The following is a 24,078-nucleotide window of genomic DNA, read 5'->3' as shown; positions in this document are numbered from 1 at the left end:
AGGGTAAAGATTTAAGGCCCAAGGCTGAAGAATGAAAAATAAGGATCTTGGGCATCATTGCTCTTTCTATGGTTAAAAAACTTTCTTGTTTTTTTCTACAGGATTGAAACAGTAAGTTACTATGCTTCTACCGCGACCCTGCAAGGAAAAAGTGGCACCTTCGGGGCAGCTGTTTGTTAAGTCTTTGTAAAGTGGGGCCTGCTTCCAGCAGGCCTTTTTTAAAAAAAAGCCAGCAGGATGCAAGCTCCACTTAAAATTGCCGTAACGACCAGCATGTTTGCTTTAGATTTCCACTAAGCGCCCGAATCAACACTTCAGCAGCCTGTCTATATTTGGGCTCAGGGAGTCGGTTCTTTTTTCGTCGTGATTTCTGATGCTTGATTGAAAAAAATCATTTTTTAGTCGCAAGAGTTAAAATACAGCCTTGCCGGCACTCAGACCGGGGCATGGATATTCAGAATCCAGGTAGCAATGCTGAAATAAATAAGAATGCCACCCACATCAGCAATGGAAGTAATGAGAGGGGCGCTGGCAGTCGCCGGGTCCATTTTAAATCGGGTCAGTAAAAAGGGCAGCAGACATCCTACAAGACTTCCGAAAATTACTACAGCCAGCATGGTCAATGCTACAACTATGGCCACTTCAGGACCGCCCCGATATACACCTATAAGTGAAACAGCCAGTGCCATACCCCCACCGAGGATGAGCGCTATTCCAACTTCACGCCCTAAGAGCCTCATCCAGTCCTTGGCATGAACATCGCCGGTAGCAATGGCCCTGACCATCAAAGTGGCTGACTGAGCCCCGGCGTTTCCGCCACTGGCAATAAGCAGAGGCAGAAAAAAAACCAGAGCTACTACGGCCTGAATGGTGTCTTCATAAAATGCAATGCCAGCACCGGACAAAAGATTGACAAATACCAAAGCTATGAGCCATGGCAGCCTTTTCTGGATCAAAAGCCAGGGGCTTATCTGAAGAAAGTTCACACCGGTTATACTTTCTCCGTGTCCTGATATGGAGCCCATCTTATGAAAATCTTCAGTTGCCTCTTCCTCAATAATATCATGCACATCATCAAAGGTAACAATACCCACAAGCTTATCGTTGCCATTGATGATGGGCATGGCCAGAAGGTCATACTTAGACATGGTTTCCGCAATTTCTTCTGCTTCATCATTAACACTTCCAAAAATCGGCTGGGCATTCATAATGTCCTTAACTTTCACTGAAGGAGAAGCAACGAGCAACTCACGCAAAGACACAACCCCAAGCAGCCTTCTGTCCTTATCAATGACAAAAGACTGATAAATGGTTTCTTTGTCAGGGGCCTCCCTTCTAAGTTTGTCAATGGCCTGGCTGGCTGAGATGTCTGGTTGCAGGGCGCAATAGTCTGAAGTCATGACCGCACCTGCAGTATTTTCTGCATAGGATGAAAGTTTGCGAATGTCTTCTCTCTCTGCTTGAGCCAGGGCTGGAAGTATTTCCTCCTGTTGTTCGGGAGAAAGCCTGTTAAAAAGGTCTGCCCGTTCATCATGGGACATGGCACTGACAATTTTGGCAAGATCTCTTCTGCCCAATACTTTGGCCATTCTAGCCTCAAAGTTGGCAGGCAGATAATTGAATATTCTGGCCTGATCTTCGATATCAAGAAATTTGATCAAAGCGCATGCCTTTTCAGGGGAGAAAAATTCAATAACCTGGGCTGAGTCAGCCGGGTGCAGGCGCATGAAAAAATCGCGAATTATCTCATGATTGCTTGAATGAAGATATTCGTCCAGTTTGGCGATGAGAAGTTTTCGGCTGGAATTGTCGCCTTCAAGTGCAGCATTTAAAAAATCCTGTTCTTCGAGAAGAATTTTATCGATCATTGTCTGCCTCCTTTCTGCCTCAAATCGCGGCATAAGGAAACCAGACCACTTATGAATTTAGGCTGGAATCCGATGGAACCGGATTTGATGACAGTTGATTACAACTTTATGAATTGAAGTAATAGCGTTTATTGTTTTTTTCAGAGCACAACTACTCGGAAGGTCCATGGTTCTAATCAAACCTCGCTTATGTTTTAATTAATGTTAAGTGAGTTCCGGACTGTCCCAGGCTTCGGCATATGGCTTTTTTCCAAAAGGGTTAAGGGTGCTGGCTGCCTTATTTTTTATCAGGCGATATAATTGCCTGAAGTACTAGGTACAACTTGCAAAGCTTAGATTATAAATGCTTTTAATGTCAATATTGCTCTAAAAATATTTTTCTATTTTGCGATTTAATTTTAATAATATATAATTTTTTTGTTGAATATTGTCTTTTGGCAGTGCCTCATTTAGACTTTCGGGACCAAACCTGTGAGAAACTGCCTTGATAAGTGGAGTCTGCATCCTCCATGCGATTTCAGTTACTCGGGCTTGAGAAAAGAAGCGCAGGTGCTCGGTCTTGAAGTATTTCAGGCACGGTAAGTAATATAAAGCTGGCTCTGCGTGTTACAAAGATGTTTTTTTTGTTTTCATTTTGACATTAATTCCCACATAATATAACTGACCATCCATGTCACATTTTGATGATGGTCAAATCCCCTTTGAATACAAAACATATATAGGCCGTAAGGTTTTTTTTCTAATTCTGCTGCTGTTTTTGACAGGCTTTTTTTTTATTCTTGCCATTTCGTTTGGTGCGGTAAGAATTCCTGCCTGGGATGTTGTCAAAGCACTTTTGGGGCAGTCTCATGACAGCAGATATAACGTCATTGTTTTAAATATTCGTCTTCCACATGCTCTGGCAGCCTTTCTGGCAGGAGCAGGTCTGGCTGCTGCAGGTGCAGCCATGCAATCCATTTTACGCAATCCTCTCGGCTCTCCTTTTACTCTCGGTATTTCGCAGGCAGGTGCATTTGGAGCCGCATTCTCTGTGATGATTATGGGCAGCGGAGTAATGCAGAGCAGCCAGCTAGGAGCGATAACCATCGCCAATCCATACTTGACCACAATGATTGCCTTTTTTTTCTGTATGGCAGCTTCAATGGTGATTGTGGCTATAGCCAGAATGCGCGGTGCTACTCCTGAAGTCATGGTGCTCAGCGGTGTGGCCCTGGGCTCTCTCTTTGGAGCAGGCACCATGTTTTTGCAGTATTTTGCTGATGATGTTCAGCTGGCAGCCATGGTGTTCTGGACCTTTGGAGATGTATCGAGAGCAGGGTGGACCGAGATCAGGATTATGGCAATTGTTGTCTTTTTTTCAGTTCTCTATTTTATATATAATCGCTGGAATTACAATGCCATTGATGCTGGTGATGAGACAGCAAAAGGTCTTGGCGTGCAGGTACAGATAGTGCGCATGACAGGAATGATTGTGGCTTCTCTGGTTACCGCTACTATTGTTTCATTTCTGGGCATTATTGGATTTGTGGGATTGATATGTCCTCATATTGTCAGGCGGATAATAGGCGATGATCACAGGTTTCTGATGCCTGCTGCATGCCTGACTGGCGGGGTTCTGCTTCTTGCTTCTGATACAGTGGCCAGGCTCATGCTTGCACCACATGTTCTGCCGGTTTCCATTCTTACTGCTTTTCTCGGAGCACCGACTTTTCTATATTTGCTAATCAGAAGGAGGATCAGGTGATTCTTTCTGTTAGAGATCTGTGCATCGGCTATAATAAAAGTCTTGTGCTTGAAAATTTGGATTTTAGCGTAGCACCAGGCGAAATTCTTACCATATTAGGACCCAACGGTGTAGGTAAAACAACACTTTTGAAATGCGTCAACCGTATCTTAAAGCCAGGCAAAGGAGCTGTCATGGTTGAGGATGCAGATGTTTTTCGAATGAGTTCGGCTGAGATAGCGAGAAGGCTCGGTTATGTAGCACAGAAAAGTGAAGCAGGAAGGATGACTGCCTTTGATGCCATTCTTTTGGGCAGAAAGCCTTATCTTAAATGGAAAATAAGTGAAAATGATTTGAAAATTGTGGACTCTGCTGTCAGGCATATGGGGCTTCAACACCTGGCCTTGCGTCACATTGATGAAATGAGCGGGGGTGAGCTGCAAAAAGTCTGCATTGCCAGGGCTCTGGTCCAGGAGCCTACTGTTATTCTGTTAGATGAGCCTACAAGCAGTCTGGATTTGAAAAATCAGATGGAAATCATGCGCACCATAGGCCATGTGGTGAAGGAGCATGAGATTGCTGCGGTGATGACTATGCATGACTTGAATATGGCATTCAGATTTACGGACAAGTTTCTTTTTCTTAAAGAAGGTAAGGTTTTCCATCATGGCTGGAGATGCGAGGTTAACCCTGCTATGGTGGAGCACGTTTATGGCGTAAGTGTTGATATTATTGAACATGCAGGACAAATCCTTATTGTGCCCAGATAATGCCCTGTTTGTGGCAGCATCAGAAGGTTAAAATCTTGAATAGGGTTTGAGCAGAGGGCAGAGATCAGAAGTCAGAAGCTCCTCACCCGGGCGGCCCGGGACCGAACTTGTGAGTAACTTTAGGATACTGTCACTTTTCTGAAAATTGGGACAGTCCCCGCGAGGTACTATAAAAAAGATTGATGCTGCATTGGTTCCTGTAAGAAATTTGCTTTGATGAAAAAATATACACAGCGAGGGACAGTCCCCCTCCGGGCTGTAAGCCTCCGGGCAGGAAGCTGTGCCAGGCGCAAAGTTCCCATCTTTGAAGGAACTTTTCAGGAAATTGAGAATCAATCATATGTAAAAATTATAAAAATTGTGAAAATTATAACCGTCTGATTTTATTACAAAAACGACTATAGTTACTTGTAAGCTCCTCATCCGGCTGGCCCGGGACCGAACCTGCGAGTAACTGAAAATGAGTCTCCTCTATGGACATTGGGACAGTCCCCGCAAGGAAACGTTAAAAAGTTTGATACTGCATTGGTTTTTGGCAAAAATCGGTTTTAATGAAAAAATTTACATAGCGAGGGACAGTCCCTGTGCCAAGCGCAAAGTTCCCATCTTTTACGGGACTTTTCTGGTAATTGTAAGTGAATCTTAAAGAAAAATCGTAAAAAACTGAAAACCATAACAGCTTGAAATGATTGACATAAAAATGTAGTTACTTAGAAGTCAGAGGGCAGAGGGCAGAGGTCAGAGATCAGAGGTCAGGGGGGCAGAAGTCAGGGGTTAGAGATCAGGGGGCAGAGGGCAGGCTTTTAGTGCACCTGCAAGTAATGCTATGCAGGCAGATACCTGATGCCTGCCCTTTGCTTGATCAATAAGAGCCTCCTGACTAAGCTGTCTACATGTATTCAGGCAGATGTTTCCTGACTTCCTCCATTTTCAGCTGCGCCAGATTTTTATCAATTTCCCCTGCTATCTTTTTCTGAGTTGCATTGCTTAGTTCAGACCTGAGCATGCCAAGAAAAGAAGGAGGAGCCAGAATATACAGCTTTTGAAACTTGTTGTCTCTGGCCCCATTATTCAGGGTTTCAGCAAGAGAGCGGGCAAACTGCTGAATTTCATGCTTTTTAGGATCAGAGGTTGGGGTGTAGGCTACCCGCTTTTCACCGTCAGATGGGTGTGGGCTCCTTCCAGGGCGGTCTTCAACAATTTCATTGACTGATTGTCTTGCTGCCGGATTGACGAGAGACTGTATTTCATTTTCAAGCACTGTTCTTTTTGTGGTCTCAAATAATCTCGCGCGGCCATTGTCAGCCGCAAGTACCCATATTTTTTCCATAATCGACCTCCATTTTGATTAGTATTCCAGTAATAATTCAGATCCTGGGGTGTGGCAAGGGGCTGCTTTTTCCTGAACCCACTTGCATCATAAATAACACGTAGAAAACATTGCTTATTGCTCAAGCGGGTCCTAAAGCGTTTGTTCCCCTGATTACCTTAAAAGAACTAAGCTATTACTTTTTTTCGGAGTTGGGTCTGGATGGCGCTACAGCATCATCCACTGAAAAATCCCGGCAGAAAAAGAGCTATCTGCGGGAATGCGGTCAGGATGGCAATACAGACTAAAATGGTCAAGAGGTAAGGCCATGATCCCCGAAATATTGTTGTGACAGGTGTATCATGAACAATACCGGCAACAACATAGACATTTGCCCCAACAGGAGGTGTGATTACTCCCATTCCCACCACAAGAACAATAATGACGCCAAACCAGACCGGATCAAAACCAAGCTGAACAGCAACGGGATAGAAAATGGGAATAGTTAGAAGGATCAGGGCCAGGGCGTCAATAAAGCAGCCTAGTATCAAATAAATGCCAAGTATTACGGCAAGGACAAGGATTGGATGAATTGGAAGTTCCGAGGCCCAGACAGCCATGGTCATGGGAATGTTGGTGACAGCGAGGAATCTGCCGAATATTGTTGCAGCTGCCACAAGAAACATAATCATGGCTGAAATACGGATAGAGTCTCGCAGTGAATCCAGGAAACCTCTCCATGTCAATTGTCTTCTGACTACAGCAACCCCAAGTGTTGCTGCTGCACCTACAGCACCAGCTTCTGTGGGAGTAAAGTAACCCGAAAACACCCCTCCGATAACCGCCAGGAAAATTATCACCACCTCAACGCCTCCCCTCAAAACAGCTTTTACTTTTTCCTTTATTTTGACCTTGGGCCCTCCAGGTGCGAGAGATGGATTGCGTCTGACCATGATGTAGGTAACCAGCATGAAAAGAGACATGAGCAGAATTCCGGGCAATATTCCAGCGAGAAACAGTCTTGCAATGGATTCTCCGGTTGCAATGCCGTACAGAATAAATATTACACTTGGCGGAATCATGACTCCGAGGATTGCAGAAGATGCCACAACAGAAGTAGCGAGAGATCTGGCATACTTATAGCGCTTCATTTCCGGAACAGCTACAGCACTCATGGTGGCAGCGGTGGCAGTTGTAGACCCGCAGATGGCTCCAAAGGCCGTGCTGGCTCCAATAGTGGCCAGTGCCAGGCCTCCGGGCAAGCTGCCAATAACTTTATATGCCGCATCATAGATACGCCTGCTTATTCCTGCGTGATAAGCAATATAACCCATCCAGACAAAAAGAGGTACAACAATCAGGGAGTATGAAGCGAAAGTGTTGTAAATGGATGAGGCAGCTATGGACAGGGCAGCAGCAGGTGAAATCACATGCGCATATCCGGCTAAGCCCACGATGAGCATGACGTAAGCTACCGGCATCCGAGCGGCAATAAGGATGAATACCAGGACTATGGCCAGGATTCCAACTTGAATCGGGGTCACTCTTTTATTCCTTTGATCTGATGAGAATGTTCAACGCTTTGAAAACTTCCAGCATGGCAGTAAGGGCAAGCATAACAAGCCCTGCAGCTAAAAGAAAATAAAAGGGATAGAGAGGGATGGACAATGACGCGGTTTCAAGTCCACGGGAAAAAACCATTTTTCCGTATTTGATCATGCCCCAGCTGATGATGGAAATAAATATAAATGACACTGTGCCTGTTAATAGATCTACAACAGCCTGTTTTCTTTTGGACAGCCTGTCCACAAGCAGGCTGACAGTAACATGCCCCCTTGTAACCGCACAGTATGCAGCACCCATGGATAGAATGACGGCTCCAAGAATTTCTACAAGTTCGTAGCTTCCCGGTAAGGGTTTCCACCATGCACGCATTAAAATATTGGCTACAATTACCAGCATAACCAGGACCAGGGCTGCCTGGGCAAACTGGGAACTTTTTTTGGCCAGAGTATATATAATTTTTTCCAATCTGTTCATGGGTGCGGTGCTGTGGGCTGATAGAGATTTCACTTTGCAAAAGAATTCCCCGGATCATCGGTGACCCGACAGATCCGGGGAAGAAATCTTTTCAGCGCAAAAGGGCTTTGAGCAGTTAAGTAGCTGTATTTCCAGATTACTGGTATTTTTCAGAAAACCTTATATCAAGATCACGGGCAATTTCATAAACCAGGCTTGCGGGATGACCACGCTGTTCGCGTCTATCAATCCAGTTTTGCACAACTGGTGTCAGTCTGGCAAGCCATTTTTCCCGTTCTTCATCTGAAAGGTCAATAACTTCAATGCCGTATTCATTAACAGCCTGTTCGAGGATATTCTGTGAAAATTCATCCATCATTTGGGCGTAGGTAATAACGAATTCCTCATTCATTTCATTGAAAATGTTCTGAATGTCCTGAGGAAGTGAATTCCATGTATCTTTATTCATGATTTTGATGAATGCTACATTGTATAGAAAAGGGGTGTTGGTGACATAGTCAACTACCTCAGCCAGTCTGAAGGCACGCAATGTTTCGTTGGGGGCAAGGATGCCATTAACCAGTCCCTGATCCAGAGCAAGATAGGACTCTGACATGGGCATGGCGTGAGTTGTTGCTCCCAGGCTTTCAACTGAAGGCACTGTTCCACCAACAGCCCGGATTTCCATGCCTGACATGTCATCCAGAGTTCTAACCGGTCTTTTGGACATAATATTACCTGGTCCCGTGGCCCAGAGAAACAAAACCTTGACATCTTCAAATTCATCCAGATCCAGTTCCTGGCGAATGGTTTTATAACCTTCATTGATGGCTGCTGAGGCTGCTGTTGCATTGGCGTTAATAAACCCTGGCAGTTCAAAGGCCTCAATCATTGGGAACATGCCAGGAGTGTAAGACGGGCAGGTTGTCCCAATATCTGCTGCGCCACTGGCCACTCCATTGTATATTTCTCTTGCGCCAAGAAGCACTTCGCCAGGATGAAGATTAATTTTGACCCGTCCGTCTGTTCTGTGTTCCACCTCCTGGATCCATAAATTATGCATTTCAGCCACCTGAAAGGCTGTGGAGGGCCAAAAAGTGGCCATGGACAAATTAAAGGTCTGATGTTCTGCAGGCACTACCCCGCTTTCATCAGAAGAACATCCTGAAAAAAGGAATGAAAGGGTTAGTAAAAACAAAATGATGCCATAGTGAAATTTCTTCATTTTTTTTCTCCAGATAAAAAATTTGCTGCTTGTTCAGTGCCTTACCACAAAGAGGAATAAAAAATATCACATTCAGATCAGTTTTCATCCCGAAATGGTTTTCTTCATTTCTGGTTGTGCCAATCGAAACAACTATCAGTTAAAGCATTAAAGTACTTTCCCTCATAATTACATGATATTCCTGCCAAAATAAAAAATCAGTATCTGTTTAGCGCTTTGCATGTGGCACGGCTTCCTGCCCGGAGGCATACAGCCCGGAGGGGGACTGGCTCTTCCGGGACCCGCTTGTCCCAAAAATGAGTCATTTTGAGCACAAATTGATGATCAAGTGGGTCCCGGAGTGCCTGTCCCCTGCTTTCCTTAAAAGCGCTAACCTGATACAAAAATCATTTCAGGAAAGAAAAACAACAGTTCCAGGCCACGGAAAGAAAGGCTCTCCAGATGGAAACTATACTACTACAACTTTTCAGATTATCTCGAGTCTACATGCAAGTCAAGATTCTTTGCAAGATTGCGATCTGGTTTTCTTTGAGATAGTTATGCTGTCCTTGAAGCATAATTTTTGCAAAAAAATGCTGGGCTGGAAAATTTATCTCAAATTTCAAGTAGTTCAGGAATCCCGATGGCAAAAGATTCATTCTCTCTCAGGCGGCACTGCATGACTTTCGCTGCAGCGTGATGAAATCATGGACAATTCAGGGATTCAGTGATATTCATAAAAAATAAATATTCACAAAGTATACCTGCCAGGCATGATTTATCAGTAAGCTGAACTGTCAAGAAAGAAAAAATTATGATAACCGTTTATTTCAAGACTTTTCAATATAAAAAAATGAGGATTGATTATGAATATTACCCCGTTAGATCTTCATGATAAAAACAGAGAGGTCCTCATTGTCGAGGACAGCAATTTTCTGTCATATATTCTCCAGAATGCTGTCAGGGAGCACCTTAAGATTGAGCCTGTCATGTGCACCGGACTGCGTGAGGCTGCAAAAGTTCTTGAAAATAGAGCACATACTTTTTTTGCTGCACTTTTAGATCTGCATTTGCCGGATGCACCCAATGGTGAAGTGGTGGACCTTGTGGTCGGGTATGAAATACCTTCTGTGGTTTTTACAGCAACTTTATCTGATAAACTTCGTGAGCGAATGTGGTCCAAGAAGATTGTTGACTATGTGCTTAAAGAAAACCAGGAAAATGTTGTCCAGGTCATGGAAACCATTAAGCGCCTTCAGAAAAATATGGGCATGAAAGTGCTGGTGGCGGATGATTCCAACACAAGCCGGAAAATAGTCAGGAATTTGCTCGAAGTATGGAATTTTACTGTGCTTGAGGCTGTAGATGGTCAGGATGCATTAGCAAAACTTAAGCAGGAACCTGACATTAGTATGTTGATTACTGATTACAACATGCCCAAACTCAATGGTGTGGATCTGGTTAAAGAGATACGTCGCAGCCATTCCAAAAGCAGATTGCCAGTTATTGGGCTTTCAGGAGTCGGTGATGCCACCACTTCAGCATATTTTCTCAAGGCCGGAGCTAATGATTATATGCATAAACCTTTCATTGCCGAGGAATTGTACTGTCGTGTCAGGCATAACATTGAAACCACAGAGTACATCAAAACCATCAGAAATATGGCTGAAAAGGATTTTTTAACCGGACTTTATAATCGCAGGTACTTTTTCGGCATAGCAGACAAAATGTTTGAGAGGGCCAGAAGAGACAATAAAGGACTTGTTATCGCCATGATGGATATAGATCACTTCAAGAAATGTAATGATCAGTTCGGTCATGACGCGGGAGATGAGGTGATTCGTTTTGTTGGCCGGACTATTTTGTCCTGTGTTCGTGAATCAGATCTGGTAGCAAGATTTGGGGGCGAGGAGTACTGTGTTGCATGTGCCGGGATGGACGGCGCGGGCGTAAAAAGGGTTTTTGAAAAAATTCGTTCTTCTATTGAAAGCACTGTTATTCACTTTGATAAGCATGACATAAAAGTTACAGTGAGCATCGGGGTTTGTCCCGTACTGCAGGACAGCCTTGAAGAAATGATTACTGCTTCTGACAAGATGCTTTATGAAGCCAAGGCACAGGGCCGTAATCAGATTCAGGTTCTTGCTTAGACGTTCCCCTCACTCTTTTCACATCAACTGGCTGACTTCTACAGCCAGTTGATGTGAGTGAAGACCTCTGAGGGCTTAAGTAAAAAATTTTTTATTCGCATCTGAAATGTATTACAACCTTGTAGTCATTGGGCGAAGAAGTGTTAACCGGAGAAATCTTACCATCCAGCATACTTGCAATCTGAGATCCTAACTGAATCAACTCTTTATCTCCTTTGGCCAGTCCACCTTCATACTTAGAAGCATGGTTTAAGACGATCATGTTCCTGCCAGCCTCATTACATACTTTTGTAGCTTCAGAAACGGCCTCCTGATTCGCCTGTCTTTCAGAACTTCCATAAGTTACGATCTGATATGTTCCACCTTCCTGAGGCATGATCACTGAATTGGAAGCTGCACATCCTGTCAAAAAAATCAGACATGCCAGTGAAAGCATGAAAAAGTATTTCATATTAAACCTCCAGTCTTTAAAGTTAAAAGCTTTCAGATATCCCTTCTCAAAATTAAAAAAAGATATTCCCAGGCTGAAACCAGGGAACAGGGTAAAGCCTGGATTCCGGCTTTCGCCGGAATGACGATAAAGAGAAATAGCTTGCTTTAACCGTCACCCCGGACTTGATCCGGCGTCCAGTTTTTTGAAGTTACTTGTAAGCTACTCCCCCAAGCGGCCCGGGACCGAACTTGTGGGTAACTAAAAAATCAGCCTTAACACGTTAGAGATTGCCGCGCTCGAAGACTCGCTCGCAATGACACCTGAGCTGTCAGGGATGTAGTTGCTGAAAACTTGTCACCCACGAGGGAGCCTAAGCGACCGAAGTAATCTGTATGGCAAAACCATAATACTTTGAATTTATTGTTTATTTGGTTTTAGTTACTTAGAAGCATACTGGTCCGGTTTGAAACTAACTATTAGTAAATCAGTTGCAAGTCAAAAGAATTGTAGCATAGCAATTTTCTGCCTGGCTGTTTTTTGTTTTTGCCGTGTCCTCATTATTTTACTTGATGATCTGAAAAAGTTTTGAAATAAATTCGCATCTCTTCACTGTTTTTGTGTTTCAGCCAGGGATGATCAGGCGTGTAGTTGATGCTTCTCGTCTGTTTTTTGTAATACTATAGTTTATACCTTACATGTGGCACAGGGACTGGCTCTTCCGGACTAGCCTGCTTCCAGAGTGAGATGCTTAAAATCACCGGTTGATACTAAAGTGGGTCCCGGAGTGCGTGCACCCTCCTTTCCATAAGGCAGGCTAAAATGTTACTATTTACTCAATGCGACTTTTAAACTTCCTGATTATGAGGAATCAAATATGGAAAACAATTCATTGCGGTCCAAAATTGAAGCCATAGTGGTAAGTAAGCGCTTCCAAAACTTTGTAATGACGGTTATTGTAATCAATGGAATAGTATTGGGGCTTGAGACATCTGAAGCTGCCATGGCTGTTGCAGGATCTTTTCTTATAGCCGTAGATAATTTATGCCTTGCAATTTTTGTTGGAGAGTTGTTGCTTAAAATTTATGCCATGCGTGGACGTTTCTTCAAAGATGGCTGGAACATATTTGATTTCCTTGTGGTTGGAATATCTCTTGTTCCACAGCAGGCAGGACTATCTGTATTGAGATCATTAAGAGTTTTAAGGGTTATGCGCATGATTTCCATTTTGCCGACCATGCGCAGAGTTGTTGCAGCCATGCTTCATGCCATGCCTGGCGTAGGTTCTGTTGCGGGAATAGTGGGAATAATATTTTACGTTGGAGCGGTCATAAGTACCAAACTTTTTGGTCAATGCTTTCCTGAATGGTTTGGCACCGTTGGTGCCTCATTTTACACTCTTTTTCAGATTATGACCCTTGAAAGCTGGTCCATGGGAATTGTTCGTCCTGTAATGGAAATATATCCACACGCCTGGTTGTTTTTTGTGCCATTTATTCTTGTCACCACCTATACTGTTATAAATCTGGTAGTGGGAATCATTGTAAGCGCCATGGAGGAAAAATCTCTTGAGGAGGGAACAAGGCTTGATCCTGTGGTAGTAATGAACAGGCTGGAGCGAAGACTGGATTCAATAGATGATAAAGTGTCCATTTTATTAAAAGAGAAGTAACAGGCAATACCGCTAAGCGACTATTTTGTGGTTTGGTGTCGGCAAAAGTGCCTGTCCCAGGTGACCGAGGCAATAATTTACATAAAAATCTCGATGCAGTGTTATTGACAAACTTTGTTTACTTTGGTAAATTATAAGATAAGTAACTGCAAACTGTCCTCCCAATTTTAATAAATGCAGTGTTTCCAGGAGATGCAAGTATGGACTTTCAAGATTTTTTTTATAGAATCTGCAGGGCGTCGGATATCAAAACCCAAAAACAACTCGCTGAGCTGCTTAATGTGGGGGCTGCTTCCATCACCCTTGCTAAAAGTAGAGGTGTTCCCAAGGGATGGCCATATCAGGTAGCTACAATCCTTGGATTGAACCCTAACTGGATAAAAACAGGTCAGGGTCCCATATATCAGTCCGGACGTGAGGATTCTTTTTTAGTTCCCAAAGTTAGCGCTAAAGCGTGTGCCGGTGCTGGTTCTCTTGAGATTCAGGATAATATCGTTGATGAGATTCCTTTTTCCCTGCAATGGATTAGTCAGAAAGGCAGTCCGCGGCATATGGTGCTGATGGATATTGTGGGTGAAAGCATGTCACCTGAACTTGAAGAAGGCGATGCAATTCTTGTGGATCAAAGTCAGCAGTCCATAATCAACCGTAATTTATATGTGGTTGGTCTTGATGACACCATTCAAGTCAAACGGGTTCAAACTTCAACAGGGCTTGTAGTCTTACTCAGCAGCAACCGCAACTTTATGCCCATTACTTTACAAGGTGATGAACTTGATAATTTGCGAGTAATCGGGCGGGTTTTATGGAGTAGTCGGGAGTATTGCTGATTGTAGAAATAATTTAACAGCCCTTTGCATGTATCATTAGAACTGGCTATGCCTGGATCCAATTGCTTAAAATAATAGTATCTGTTTAGCGCTTACAAGTAACTAGAATCGTTTTGCTAATAAAATCAGACGGTTATATTTTTCACATTTTCACGATTTTTGCTTATGATTGATGCACATTTGCCAGAAAAGTTCCGTCAAAGATGGGAGCTTTGCGCCTGGCACAGCTTCCTGCCCGGAGGCTTACAGCCCGGAGGGGGACTGTCCCTCGCTGTGTAAATTTTTCCATTGAAGCAAATTTCTTCCAGGAACCAAAGGAGTATCCTTCTTTTTTATAGCACCTCGCGGGGACTGTCCCAATTTTTCAGAAAAGTGACAGACTCGTTAAGTTACTCACAGGTTCGGTCCCGGGCCGCCCGGGTGAGGAGCTTCTAAGTAACTAAAACCAAATAAGTAATAAATTCAAAGCATTATGGTTTTGCCATACAGATTACTTCGGTCGCTTAGGCTCCCTCGTGGGTGACAAGTTTTCAGTAACTACATCCCTGACAGCTCAGCTGTCATTGCGAGCGAGTCTTCGAGCGCGGCAATCTCTAACGTGTTAAGGCTGATTTTTTAGTTACTCACAAGTTCGGTCCTGGTCCGCCCGGGTGAGGAGCTTTTAAGGAAAGCAGGGCCAGGGGACCTGTCCCCTGTTTTTTTCAAATAGGGGTAAACAGTTATTATGTATTAAATGTCGCTCTAATCTATAAGAGATTATGTTGCGGTTTATAATAATGAATTTTAATAACATTTTACACGGAGATAATTATGACTAATGCAATTATCTTTATTTACCTTGCTGCAGTTTTGATCATCGGAATGCTGGCAGGAAGGGGAATCAAGAATATTTCTCAATATGCAGTGGCAGGCAAATCTTATGGATCCATGGTGATCTTCGCTACCCTGTCAGCCTCATTCATTGGAGGCGGTTTCTCCATGGGCAATGCTGAAAAAGTATTCCTGCTCGGTATCGTAAATATTGTAGCTCTTTGGGGGTTCAGTCTAAAAGAAGTTCTTGTGGCAAAGTACATTGCCCCAAGAATGGACAGATATCGCGATGCAATATCCGTAGGGGATATTATGAAAAGTCATTATGGAGTTTCTGCCAAAGTTTTTTCGGGAATTTTCGGTTTTATACTGTGTGCCGGAATACTTGGGGCTCAGATAGGGGCTATTGGGTATGTTACGAATCTTTTTCTGGGGATTGAGCGTTTCTGGGGAATAATGCTTGGTTGCGGTATTGTTATTACCTACGCAACGGTTGGAGGGATGAGGGCAGTCGTCTGGACGGATATTGTTCAGTTTGTCATTCTGGCTTTTGGCTTACCCCTGACTCTTTATTTTGGCATTCAAAGCGCTGGCGGAATTGAACATATTGTAAACACAGTACCATCAGGGCACCTTAGTCTTCCTGTGGAGCCACTGGCACTCATTGCGCTGGCATCTCTTTTTCTTACCTTTGTCTTTGGTGAAACTCTTGTTCCACCTTACCTGCAGCGTCTGCTCATTGGTCGTGATGCCCGTGAAGTTTCCAAAGGTACATTGTACAGCGGCCTGTTTTCCTTTCCATTTTTTGCTGTTACCGGTCTTATCGGTATTGTCGCTCTGGTCCTCAATCCTGAAATCAATCCCAACCTGGCAATGCCTTTTGTTATTCAGCAGGCTTTGCCCCCAATATTGCAGGGCATTGTCATAGCTGCAGTAATCGCTATTATCATGTCTTCTGCAGACTCTTTTCTTAACGCTGCTGCCATCTGCTTCAGCAATGATATTGTGAAACCCTTGAAAAAAGAAGCAATGAGTCATAAAAGTGAAGTTCTTATGGCGCGTTTAGTCACTCTAATGGTGGGTGTACTTGCTGTTATTTTTGCCTTGTCCATTGAGAGTATACTTGATATTCTGATATATTCGTATAACTTTTGGGCTCCCATTATTTTGGTACCGTTAGTAATGGCTGTAATGCAGAAAAAGGTCAGTCAAAAAAAGTTTTTGGTCGGAGCCGGAGCAGGAATATTTTCTTTGTTGATCTGGAACTATGGACTTGGTTCTCCCTTGGGTATCCACGGAATTGTTGTGGGAGTCTTTGCAAACTATACTGGTTTTGTATTGGCTGATAACAGTGAGTCTTCAAGTTAGATCTGAATTATGTAACAGTTCAGCCCATTTTAAAGAAAGCAGGGAACAGGCTCTCCCGGACCTGCTTGAGCATCAACCCATGTTTTAAACTCCTTATACCTGAGGCAAGAGGGTCCAGGAAGAGCCATTCCCCCTCCGGGCTGTATGCCTCCGGGCAGGAAGCCGTGCCACATGCAAAGGGCTGAACTATTGGAAATAGTTTAAATTATGCTGAATTTAATGAACCTTAGAGACCACCGGCGTGTGGCTGTCACCGGTATTGCAGGCGGTGGAAAGACCGTATTTCTAACCTCCCTTTTGTCGCACCTTGCTGAATTTGGACAAGGTGGCTTTCATGTTGGCAAGGGGATTGAGATCAGTGATTTTCAGCGCTGTCCCTTGAAAAATGACTGGCCCCCTGAATTTAATCATGCCGGGTATCGTGAGGAACTGGCCAGAGAGCATTGGCCGGAAAAAAGCACTGATTGTTCGCAATTTACATGCAGGTTCAGACGTTCCGACTGGAAGCTTTATTCCCAGAAAATGACTTTTTTTGATTTTCCAGGAGAACGGGTTGCCGACGCAGCCATTGCAGCCTTTAGTAGTTATGACGAATGGTCTGACCATATTTTAAAGCATTTTGCAGATCACCACGGTTATGCGAGGGCTGCAGGACCTTATCTGAATTATCTTACGCAAGCCAATATTACTCATAAAGAAGTTGTGAGTCGATATAAGGAAGCTTTGGCCAGGATGATTCTGGATTACAAACCCCTGATATCTCCATCCACTTTCCTGCTTGACCAAAAGGGGTGCCCGGCATCACCAGGCACAGAGAAGGAAATATCAGCGAGCAGATATGCCGGTATTTCATTTGCTGAAGAATTTGCGCCGCTCTCCAACAAGGCAAGGGCGAACCATCCTGATGTGGCTAAACAAATGTTTAGAACTTATCAAAACTATAGGAAAAAGCTGGTTATGCCCTTATTTGACAGAATATCCAAAGCCAATAGTATTATTGTGCTGGTGGATATACCATCACTTCTATCAGGTGGTGTTGGGCGTTATAATGATAATAGAAGGATATTGCTTGATTTATGTGAGTTGCTGCGTCCTAAGTCGGACATTGGGGCCTTGCTGTCTAAGTATTTTTCTTTTCTGTATGAATCACTGAGCAGGATTGCTTTTGTTGCGGCCAAGGCTGATATGGTCCATCCCCTGGATATTGATAATAAGAGAATGGAAAATCTGCTGAAAATGATGACCCACCGGGCAGCAGGAATGCTTCCGGACGTGAAGTGCAAGTGGTTTGTGTGCAGTGCGTGTCATTCCACCTTTCCTGTACAGGGAGAACGCAGACTCAATGGTAAAATTATCTACAACAACCCTGAAAAGAATTTTATGGAGTACTCTGTGCCGCTTCTTCCTGAAACATGGCCGGAAAACTGGTCTGCAGGTGACTATCCATTTTACAAGGTATATCCGGATGCTCCAAAAAATTATTTGCTTCCACCAAGGCATATTGGTCTGGACAGGATTTTTGAATTTATTTCAGAGTGAAGACATAATTTTTATTACTACAGCCACACTTTATTATAGCTGAGATGGGACTGGCTCCTTTGCCGCCCCATAGCCCGGCTGTTTTGCGGGTTGAGAACGGCAAAAGTGCCTTTCCCCAATTGTCTAAGCAATAATTGACATAAAATTTCGCTGTAGGGCTATATAAAGATACCACTTAGCTGACTACAGTGGTTCGGCCTAAGTCCGCCCAAAAAGAAGTAACAGAAATAATCCCCAAAAGTAAGGTGTTAATGTGAGTAAAGGTAATCAACGTCTCGGCGATCCACTGGATATTCCACCTGAGATAAGGACGTTCAGGCAGAAAGAAGATCCTGGCAGTGGTGATGAAGTGCCCTCAAATGTATTGGTCTCTGAGAAACATGACACAAGCAAGACTCATAATATTAATCCTGCCAATAAAAATCATGTCAAAGACCAGGAAGGTCCTTCCAGTTATGAAGGGATATCCAGTCTGTCTGCCCGGAATTATGGAAGTTCGTCTGGTTTCACTGTCGCTGGGAAAAGCGAGTATAAAAGTAAAACAAATGTAGAGGCCCCGACTATTCGCGAGAATGATACCGGACTTGGGCAGCCTGATTTTGCTCCAGACTCTGAAGAAAAAAAGAATATGAAATGGGTGGATGACGAAGAAATCAACAGGCTCAGGCAAGAGCAGGATGATATGTCCAAGCTCTTTCAGCAGAAATTACGAGAACTTGAAAAAACTGGAATCAAAATTCCAGCATTCCTTTACAGGTTTGTATTGTGGTTTATGTTATTTGTCATTGCTTTCATGGGGATTTTTTTGCTGAATCAGATGGTCAGGTTCTGGTCTGAGGTGTCTTCTCTAACTGCTCCCTGGAATATCGTTGCTTCTTCTTTTTTTATCCTTTTCTTAACTCTGCTTTTTGGGGTTTTGTTTAAGATTTCTCTTAGTTTCTTAAAATATAGAAAGCTTGCAAGGATAGATATTAAGGCTTTGAATATTCTTGCACAAAGGCGAGAGTTTCAGCTTCTGGCACAAAACAAAAAAGATGAGGCTATGAAGATTCTGACCGAATATCTCACTGAATATCATACTGTAAACTCTGAAGACAGTTTACCGGGCATGGATAAAAAGCAGATGGAAAGATTAAAGGCTTTCAGAACATCTCTTATGGATAAAAGCGGCTACATGAACTCCACGGAGTGGCTTAAGGAATTTGAAGAATCATTTATCTATACTCTGGACCTTGCCACGCGTAAAAGGATCAGGGCATATGCAAGAAATGTTGCAGTAGGAACAGCGGCCTCTCCCATCAAATTTATTGACCAGATGATAGTACTGTATGCATCTCTCAGACTGATCAGTGAAATTATGCAGATTTACTCTTTGCGCCCTGCTGCCGGGCAAAGTACGGTAGTTCTTTTCAGAGCCATAATCCAGGCATATTTGAGCGGAGTGATAGGTGAACAGACTGAGGCAGGGGTAGAGGCCTTTTCTGAGTACTATGAGTCAATCTTTGGAGAGATATCTTTTGCTGCAGGCATGTCTGCAGTGACAGACGCAACTCGTTTTATGCTTCCCAAGGTAAGTGAAGGCGCATTGAATGGTTTTTTAATCTGGAGACTGGGCAGGCAGGCTCAGCGTATGGTCAGGCCTGTAGGTCGTGGGTAGGGTTTAATGGATAGAAAAACAGACATAGTTGTTGAAAATATCCTCAGCAGTATCAATAAATGTATCCTTGATAAAAAAGATCAGGTCCAGCTGGCATTGACCTCTTTTCTGGCTGGCGGTCATTTGCTCATTGAAGATATTCCAGGAGTTGGTAAAACAACTCTTGCCCTGAGTATGGCCGGAGTCCTGGGGCTGGACTTTGCAAGGATTCAAATGACCAGTGATCTGCTGCCCGGTGATGTGCTGGGTGTGTCCATGTTTGATCCTGTTAAAAGCGCATTTCGTTTTCATCCCGGACCTATCTTTCATTCCATTATTCTCGCTGATGAAATTAACAGAGCTTCTCCAAGAACTCAGTCCGCTCTGCTTGAAGCCATGGCTGAACGACAAGTTTCCGTTGATGGAGAAACATATCCTCTTTCAGAAGTTTTTCTGGTCATAGCTACTCAAAATCCTCTTGAAGAATTTGGTGTAAATTCTCTCCCACAGAGTCAGATGGATCGTTTTTTACTAAGTATTACACTTGGTTATCCAGGCCAGGAGGCTGAGAGAAAGCTTTTGAGAGGAGCTTCCATGGAATTAGACTTAGAGGCAGCTGCCAGTTTTGAGGAAATATCTCGTTTAAGAAATGAGCGACAAAATATTTTTTTGAGTGATGAAATAATTGACATGGTCATGACCCTGACCAGAGCAACAAGAAAAAATGAAGAAATTCGGGCCGGACTATCTCCCAGGGGTATGCTCGCCCTCAAGTCATCAGCCCAGGCCACAGCCATGATAGAGGGAAGAAGCTATGTTCTTCCCGATGACCTGCGATTCATAGCATACAATGTTTTGAACCACCGATTGACTTTTCGTACCACCCAGGACAGAGAAACCCTGACCCGGAAAATTATCTCTGATGTCTGGGGATAGTAGAAAAGTAAGTACAATCAGAGCCAGGCTGAGCCTTTCGGGCTGGATTTATGTACTTTTGACCATGGTATTGGGACTCGCCGCTGTCAACAGCAATAATAATGTTCTATTCCTGCTCACCTCTTTATTGTTGAGTCTTCTTTTTCTTTCAGGCCTGACTGCTCTTTATAATGTTTCCGGACTGAGCATAAAAGCAAATTCCAGCAAAGTTCCTACAGCCCAAAGACAAAATCTAATTCAGATAAGTATTAAAAATAACAAACGCCTGGCATCCATTGTTCTTGATGTTGGCCTGGAAGACCATACCCAGGTTATACCCGTTCTTAACTCTAAAGCATCCAGTGAAGTTTTCCTGCCATGGACCCCATGGCATCGAGGCAAAGTTTCGTTACCTTATGTTAAAGTAACTTCGTCTTTTCCTTTTGGCTTTGTGGTTCGAGGAGGATACTATGATGCCAGGGCTGTGATTGTGGTTTCTCCTGCTCCGGATAATGATCTTATGGAACAGGTTTTTGCAAAGAATGAAAAGCAGTCAGAAACTCTCAACACCGGGCAGGGTCTGGGAGAATGGAAAGGTATCAGGCAATACCGCCCCGGCGAAAGTATGTCCAGTATTGTGTGGCGTCGTCTTGACTGGCAAAAACCTGCCATGGGAGCAGACAATTCGCAATGGCCGGCTCACAGTTTTGCTCATGAAGCATCTAAGGCTCTTGTGTTGGACTGGGATGATCCTGTTTATCAACACTTAGATACTGAAAAAAGGCTTTCACTTTTTCGGACGTTGCTGGATGAAATGGTTCTGTCTAATACCTCATGGAAGTTGAACCTGCCAGCAGTTGAAATATCTGGTTCAGGCAAACTTAACCTGGAACAGGCTCTATGGTCTCTGGCTCTTGTTGAGCCGTTGCCGGTTCATAACTCTGAACTATAAACAACTTCTAAGTAACTATATTTTTATGTCAATTATTTCAAGCTTTTATGATTTTCATTTTTTTACGATTTTTCCTTAAGATTCACTTACAATTACCAGAAAAGTTCCGTCAAAGATGGGAACTTTGCGCTTGGCACAGGGACTGTCCCTCGCTATGTAAATTTTTTCATTAAAACCGATTTTTGCCAGAAACCAATGCAGTATCAAACTTTTTAACGTTTCCTCGCGGGGACTGTCCCAATGTCCAAATATGGGAATGTTCTTCAATGTGGAGGCGGCTTCCAGCCGCCTGGAATTAAATAGCCTGCAGGATGCAGGCTCCACTTTAAAGACAGTTACTCGCAGGTTCGGTCCCGGGCCGCCCTGGTGGGGAGCTTCTCAATAACTCTGGGCGATCTTACACTAAGATAATTCCTGGATTCCGCATCAAGTCCGGCATGACGGGGATAACTTTTCACTGTCCAGTTATTAACAATTTACTGATAACTTTTATTTTCAAGTTATCCCAACTCTCAGATAGTTATGCACAACTTATCTTCTTACGCAACACCTGGCAGCATCAGGTACTGGACGCCCATCCTGGGAAGTATTTCAGGATCTTGTGTAATGCTTGCCTTGAACCCCATTTTGAGCTGGTGGATAGTCTGGTTCTGGATTGCGGCAGTTATTCTTGTGTTTGTCCATGCCTTTCAGGGAAAAAATGAAGTTTTCTCTTACAGTTTAAGGCTAATGCTTGTCCTGGCTCTGAGCGGTCTTGCCACAGTAACTAATTGGGATCAGGGCTGGCAGATAGTCATGGCCCAGGCCCTTGCCCTTATGTTGTCCATTAAGCTGATGGAGCTTAAAAAACAGCGAGATGCCTTTCAGTTTTGCGGTTTAGGAATTCTGGGACTTGGAGTGGCTTCAATAATCAGATTTGATCTGGGTTTTGGAGTTTTAATTTTCTCATATTTTTTTACAGGTCTTGTTTTGATATTGTGGCAGCACATCTTTGATCAGGCGGTTAAGTCTGGAAGAAATTTTCGTCTGAGCAAGTTTTTTTCTCTCAAGTTAGCTGGTTTTGCTCTTTTTTTGACCATGATTACGGTTTTGCTGGGGCTTTTGATTTTTTTCGCTTTTCCAAGAAATATCAATCCTATGCTGAACTTGGGGGCAGGACTTGAAATAGCTCGAACTGGATTCAGTCCAGAGATGACTCCTGGTGGTATTGCAGGTATTGCTGAATCTAACAGGATTGCTTTCAGGGCTCAGATAGATCAGGTTTACCACTCTTCCCACCTATACTGGAGGGGGGCTGTTCTATGGCAGACTGACGGTTCAAGTTGGATTCCCGGGGCCCCGCATGACTACCAGACAACACCACTGCGATCCTCAATTGTTGGTGAGGATGTTGTTTTGCAGACTATTACTCTTAATCCGGGGAGAACAGAGCATTTGTTCGGACTGTACTTTCCCGGCAGGATTATGAATTTATCCGGAGTTAATTATAACCGTGATGGCACTGTGAAGCTTGATGAAGCTCCGGAAAGTGCTGTCAGATATGAGCTTTATTCAGTCATGGAAAATACAAAGCCTTTGACCCCTGAAGAAAAGTCAGCAGGAACGCGAATTCCTGATGATATCAGTCAAAGTGTGCACGACATTGCCAGCACTTTTGCTGAAGATGACAGTGAGCCATGGGATATTGCTCAGTCCATTCTGTTTTATTTCAACTCTCAGGGTTTTTCATACAGTCTGCAGGCGCCAGTCGGGTTTGAACATGGACAGACATTAGAAGAATTTTTGACTCAGACCAAAACCGGGTACTGTGAATTATATGCTGCTGCCATGGTGATGTTTTTGAGACTGAACAGCATCCCCTCAAGGGTAGTGGTTGGTTTCTGGGGAGGAGAATACAATCCTGTGGGTGAATACTGGATAATAAGGGACAGCATGGCTCACGCCTGGGTAGAAGCATGGTTTGCGGACAGAGGCTGGGTAAGGCTTGATCCAACCCGTTACCTTGATTTGAATGTGGATGAAGGGCAGGATGAAGACGGAGCAACAGACAGTATTCCTGCAGATCAAATGGTTTCCCCTTCGGTACGTGTTGTTGACTGGTTAAGGTGGCAATGGACCAATTGGGTTATTGATTTAAACCTTGCCAGGCAGGCACGAATGTGGAGCTCTGTCAGGACATCCTTTGATCAGACCTGGACCGGAATTAAAATTTCAGATTTTGAAAATATCCTGAAAAATGTTTTCCAGGATGGCAAGTTATGGATGAAGGTGGGGCTGGTTGTATCTGGTTTGATTATGATACTTGTCCTGTCAGGCTTGATTCCCTTGAGGAGCCATCCTACAGGTAAACAGTTCAGGATAAGGGCCTGGAAGCTATTGGCATCAAAAACACCGGGCAGACATAACTTGAGTTCCCCTGGTGCTGAGGATAAGATATGGCAATGGTGGGCTTTGTATTTTCCCGACAAAGTCGAAAGAATTAAAAAAGTATATAACGAGCAGAGGTATGGTCCACATCCTGACCGGGAAAAAGAGAATTCATTAAAAGATTTACTTGTCAGCTCCTCACCCGGGCGGCCCGGGACCAAGCCTGCGAGTAACTTGAAATAGCCTTAACGGGTTAGGGATTGCCGCGCTCGCCCCAGTTGAATGGCTGCGCCTACACTGCGTTTATTCAGGGTAAAAAGACTCGCTCGCAATGTTACCTGAGCTGTCAGGGATGTAGTTGCTCAAAACCTGTCACCCACGAGGGAGCCTAAGCGACCGAAGCAATCTGTATGGTAAAACCATAATGTTTTGATTTTATTGCATATACGATTATATTAACTTTTAAGGTAGTTAATAGCATGAGAGAAACTGTCCCTGCCTGAATAATTGCAGGTC

General features: G+C 43.7%; 17 protein-coding genes. 11 read left to right on the top strand and 6 right to left on the bottom strand.

Translation table 11 applies throughout. The annotated features are described in order from the left end of the window. Positions 1–434 precede the first annotated feature (434 nt). Entirely contained in the window at positions 435–1,868 is a 1,434-nt protein-coding gene (mgtE, locus tag LZ23_RS12650; RefSeq protein WP_084591053.1) for a magnesium transporter, read from the bottom strand. 670 nt (positions 1,869–2,538) lie between these two features. Here mgtE and LZ23_RS12645 point away from each other — a divergent pair. Further along, positions 2,539–3,612 (top strand): FecCD family ABC transporter permease, encoded by a 1,074-nt coding sequence (locus LZ23_RS12645; RefSeq protein WP_045214727.1) that lies wholly within the window; start codon positions 2,539–2,541, stop codon positions 3,610–3,612. Next, entirely contained in the window at positions 3,609–4,361 is a 753-nt protein-coding gene (locus LZ23_RS12640; RefSeq protein WP_045214726.1) for an ABC transporter ATP-binding protein, read from the top strand. The genes LZ23_RS12645 and LZ23_RS12640 overlap by 4 nt, the downstream gene beginning before the upstream one ends. Before the next feature lie 889 nt (positions 4,362–5,250). Here LZ23_RS12640 and LZ23_RS12635 read toward each other — a convergent pair. From LZ23_RS12635 to LZ23_RS12620, 4 genes are all read right to left on the bottom strand, one after another. Beyond that, on the bottom strand, positions 5,251–5,691 hold the full coding sequence (locus tag LZ23_RS12635) for a host attachment protein (protein WP_045214724.1): 441 nt from the start codon (positions 5,689–5,691) through the stop codon (positions 5,251–5,253). Positions 5,692–5,906: 215 nt separating this feature from the next. Then, the gene (locus LZ23_RS12630; RefSeq protein ID WP_045214722.1) at positions 5,907–7,214 is read right to left on the bottom strand and encodes a TRAP transporter large permease; all 1,308 of its coding nucleotides are present in this window, start codon (positions 7,212–7,214) and stop codon (positions 5,907–5,909) included. A gap of 4 nt (positions 7,215–7,218) precedes the next feature. Beyond that, the gene (locus tag LZ23_RS12625) at positions 7,219–7,710 is read right to left on the bottom strand and encodes a TRAP transporter small permease subunit (protein ID WP_045214721.1); all 492 of its coding nucleotides are present in this window, start codon (positions 7,708–7,710) and stop codon (positions 7,219–7,221) included. Positions 7,711–7,846: 136 nt separating this feature from the next. Further along, positions 7,847–8,914: a TRAP transporter substrate-binding protein gene (locus LZ23_RS12620; protein ID WP_045214719.1), complete on the bottom strand. Its 1,068-nt coding sequence runs from the start codon at positions 8,912–8,914 to the stop codon at positions 7,847–7,849. 845 nt (positions 8,915–9,759) lie between these two features. On the opposite strand from LZ23_RS12620, the gene LZ23_RS12610 reads away from it, so the two are divergent. Further along, positions 9,760–11,043, top strand: coding sequence for a diguanylate cyclase (locus LZ23_RS12610; RefSeq protein ID WP_045214716.1), 1,284 nt, complete (start codon positions 9,760–9,762; stop codon positions 11,041–11,043). A 91-nt stretch (positions 11,044–11,134) separates the two neighbouring features. Here the strand turns inward: LZ23_RS12610 and LZ23_RS12605 are convergent, their stop codons facing one another. Then, positions 11,135–11,494 carry a hypothetical protein gene (locus tag LZ23_RS12605; RefSeq protein WP_045214715.1) on the bottom strand — a complete coding sequence of 120 codons (360 nt, stop codon included), beginning with the start codon at positions 11,492–11,494 and terminating at the stop codon, positions 11,135–11,137. 856 nt (positions 11,495–12,350) lie between these two features. On the opposite strand from LZ23_RS12605, the gene LZ23_RS12600 reads away from it, so the two are divergent. The 8 genes from LZ23_RS12600 (at position 12,351) to LZ23_RS12560 (ending at position 23,805) form a co-directional block, all read left to right on the top strand. Beyond that, a complete protein-coding gene (locus LZ23_RS12600) occupies positions 12,351–13,145 on the top strand; it encodes an ion transporter (RefSeq protein WP_045214713.1) in 795 nt (264 codons plus the stop codon). Positions 13,146–13,345: 200 nt separating this feature from the next. Beyond that, positions 13,346–13,975, top strand: coding sequence for a LexA family transcriptional regulator (locus LZ23_RS12595; RefSeq protein ID WP_045214712.1), 630 nt, complete (start codon positions 13,346–13,348; stop codon positions 13,973–13,975). Positions 13,976–14,785: 810 nt separating this feature from the next. Beyond that, positions 14,786–16,153, top strand: coding sequence for a sodium:solute symporter family protein (locus tag LZ23_RS12590; RefSeq protein WP_045214710.1), 1,368 nt, complete (start codon positions 14,786–14,788; stop codon positions 16,151–16,153). 207 nt (positions 16,154–16,360) lie between these two features. Continuing rightward, a complete protein-coding gene (locus LZ23_RS12585; RefSeq protein ID WP_084591052.1) occupies positions 16,361–17,692 on the top strand; it encodes a YcjX family protein in 1,332 nt (443 codons plus the stop codon). A gap of 253 nt (positions 17,693–17,945) precedes the next feature. Then, positions 17,946–19,349: a YcjF family protein gene (locus tag LZ23_RS12580; protein WP_045214706.1), complete on the top strand. Its 1,404-nt coding sequence runs from the start codon at positions 17,946–17,948 to the stop codon at positions 19,347–19,349. Between the two features lie 6 nt (positions 19,350–19,355). Continuing rightward, positions 19,356–20,264, top strand: a complete 909-nt coding sequence (locus LZ23_RS12575; RefSeq protein ID WP_045214705.1) for an AAA family ATPase — start codon at positions 19,356–19,358, stop codon at positions 20,262–20,264. Next, positions 20,251–21,195: a DUF58 domain-containing protein gene (locus tag LZ23_RS12570; RefSeq protein WP_045214703.1), complete on the top strand. Its 945-nt coding sequence runs from the start codon at positions 20,251–20,253 to the stop codon at positions 21,193–21,195. Before LZ23_RS12575 ends, LZ23_RS12570 begins: the two co-directional genes overlap by 14 nt. Before the next feature lie 522 nt (positions 21,196–21,717). Further along, positions 21,718–23,805 carry a transglutaminase TgpA family protein gene (locus tag LZ23_RS12560; protein WP_084591051.1) on the top strand — a complete coding sequence of 696 codons (2,088 nt, stop codon included), beginning with the start codon at positions 21,718–21,720 and terminating at the stop codon, positions 23,803–23,805. Positions 23,806–24,078 lie beyond the last annotated feature (273 nt).

The sequence above is a fragment of the Desulfonatronovibrio magnus genome (genome assembly GCF_000934755.1).
GTDB lineage: Bacteria > Desulfobacterota > Desulfovibrionia > Desulfovibrionales > Desulfonatronovibrionaceae > Desulfonatronovibrio > Desulfonatronovibrio magnus.
The sequence above is the reverse complement of the archived record's forward strand: the minus strand, read 5'-3'. Positions and strand labels throughout refer to the sequence as shown.